Here is a 1814-nt window from a genome sequence, read left to right as displayed (position 1 = left end):
CGACGCGGAACTGCTGGTGACACTCGCCCGCGCCTGTCGGGACGGGGTACGCGTCCGATTCCACTATCCCGGCCGGGGCGCTGGTGAGCAGGAGCGGACGGTCGAGCCGATCCGGATGGTCACGACCGGCCGCCGCTGGTATCTGATGGCCTGGGACGTCGACCGCGCCGACTGGCGGACGTTCCGGCTGGATCGGATCCGGGCTGCGGTCGCGACGACCTGGCGTTTCCCGGCGCGCGAACACCCGGATCCGGTCGCCTTCGTGCAGCGCGCCGTGACCGGGGCACCGTACCGATACCTCGCCCGGGTGCGGGTGCACGCCGAACCGGAGCGGTTGCGGGAGTTGGTCCCACCACAGGTGGGGCGGGTCGAGGATGACAGCGACGGATGGTCGGTGCTGGTCGTCGGCGGCGACAGCCTGGACTGGCTCGCCGCGCACCTCGCCCGCCTGGATCACGAGATGGAGGTGCTGGAGCCTCCCGAGCTGCGCGAGGCCGCAGGCCGGCTCGCCCGTCGCCTCGCCGTGCTGGCGGGTGCGACGTCGGAGCCCGGCGCGCGGTGCCGCAGCGTGTAATGGCGCAGCGACACCGGGCCGCCGTCGGGGGCGGTCCATGGAGCCGTGCTGGTGCCGACACACCGCCATCCCGCGCGCTCGTACAGAGCGGCGGCCGCAGCGCCGTCGGCGGCCAACTCCAGCACCAGGTCCGTCCCGCGTTTGCCCGCCCACTGGCGGGCCCGGTCCAGCAGCGCGCTGCCCAGCGCCAACCCCCGGGCTCTCGGCATCACGAAGAGACGAGCCACCTCAGCCGTCGGCCGGCCGGGCGGCCCGTGCACCTTATCGGGGATGCGATGCACAGCGACGTGTCCGACAACGGCCGCGTCGGCGTCGACGGCGACCCACGCCCGCGCCGGGTGCGGCTCGCGCAGCCAGCGGTGCGGGTCGACGGGCCAGTTCAGCGGGTACGCGTCGACCCGGTGAACCTCGGCGAGCGCCGCGACGCAGCCGTCCAGGTCGGTGGCGCGTCGCCGACGGATGGCGGGCCGGTTCACAGGTCGTCGAACGGGCCGGCGTAGCGGAACTCGCCCCGGATGGACTCGCGCCACGCGTGCATCGGCCGAGCCATGAAGTACTGCGGCCCCCACGGCTGCGGTGGAGTGACGCCCAGCTCGACGGCCGGCCGGAACCCGAAGCGCGGGTAGTAGTCGGGATGCCCGAGCAGGACCACCAGCGGTTCGTCCCGCGCGTCCGCCGCGCCAAGGACCGCGTGCATCAGCGCGCTGCCAACACTGCGCCGCTGCCAGTCGGGCAACACGCCCAGAGGCCCCAGGCCCAACGCCACCGGCGCGCCGCCCACCCGGCCGCGGGTCGCCACCACGTGCCCGACCACCTGGCCGCCCGAATCGGTCGCCACCAGGGAGTACGCAGGCAGCCAGCCCTCATCGGCGCGCAGCGCGTCAACGAGGGTCGCCTCGACCGGTACGCCGTCACCGCCATCGGCCTTGGCGAAGGCCGCGGAGTGCACCGCGCGAATCGCGTCGACGTCGGCGGGTGTCTCGCGTCTGATCAGCACCGCGCCACCATAGACGCGGTGAGTTGGCGGCTCCACGCGTTTATCGCCGGCACGGGACACGGCCCGGCGCTGGCCGACTGCGCCGCCGCCGCTGACTTCTCGGTCTGCCGGCGGTCGTCGTGTCTGGCGGTCGTGGTGGGTGGCGGTCGTGGTGGGTGGCGGGCTGCACTTCGCGGACATGGCGGGGAAACGGTTGATGTCTGTGAGTCATCGTGATGTCGCCCAGTCATCAAGCTCATCGCG

Annotated in this window: 2 protein-coding genes and 1 pseudogene; 1 reads left to right on the top strand and 2 read right to left on the bottom strand. The window is 73.4% G+C overall.

The window, feature by feature from the left end; all coding sequences use genetic code 11:
• Nucleotides 1–574, top strand: a 574-nt coding sequence (locus tag ABZ749_RS24110; RefSeq protein WP_357231441.1) for a WYL domain-containing protein, incomplete at its 5' end; no start/stop codon positions are given.
• A gap of 74 nt (nt 575–648) precedes the next feature.
• On the opposite strand, the pseudogene ABZ749_RS24105 reads toward ABZ749_RS24110, so the two are convergent.
• Together ABZ749_RS24105 and ABZ749_RS24100 are read right to left on the bottom strand one after the other, a co-directional pair.
• Nucleotides 649–1050: pseudogene (locus ABZ749_RS24105) on the bottom strand (GNAT family N-acetyltransferase); the annotation flags it as partial.
• The gene (locus ABZ749_RS24100; RefSeq protein ID WP_357231438.1) at nt 1047–1571 is read right to left on the bottom strand and encodes an N-acetyltransferase; all 525 of its coding nucleotides are present in this window, start codon (nt 1569–1571) and stop codon (nt 1047–1049) included. The gene ABZ749_RS24100 and the pseudogene ABZ749_RS24105, both read right to left, overlap by 4 nt.
• Nucleotides 1572–1814: the final 243 nt, after the last annotated feature.

The organism is Micromonospora sp. NPDC047753, assembly GCF_040642735.1.
In the GTDB taxonomy this organism is placed as follows: domain Bacteria; phylum Actinomycetota; class Actinomycetes; order Mycobacteriales; family Micromonosporaceae; genus Micromonospora.
This window is presented reverse-complemented; position numbering and strand designations above follow the sequence as displayed.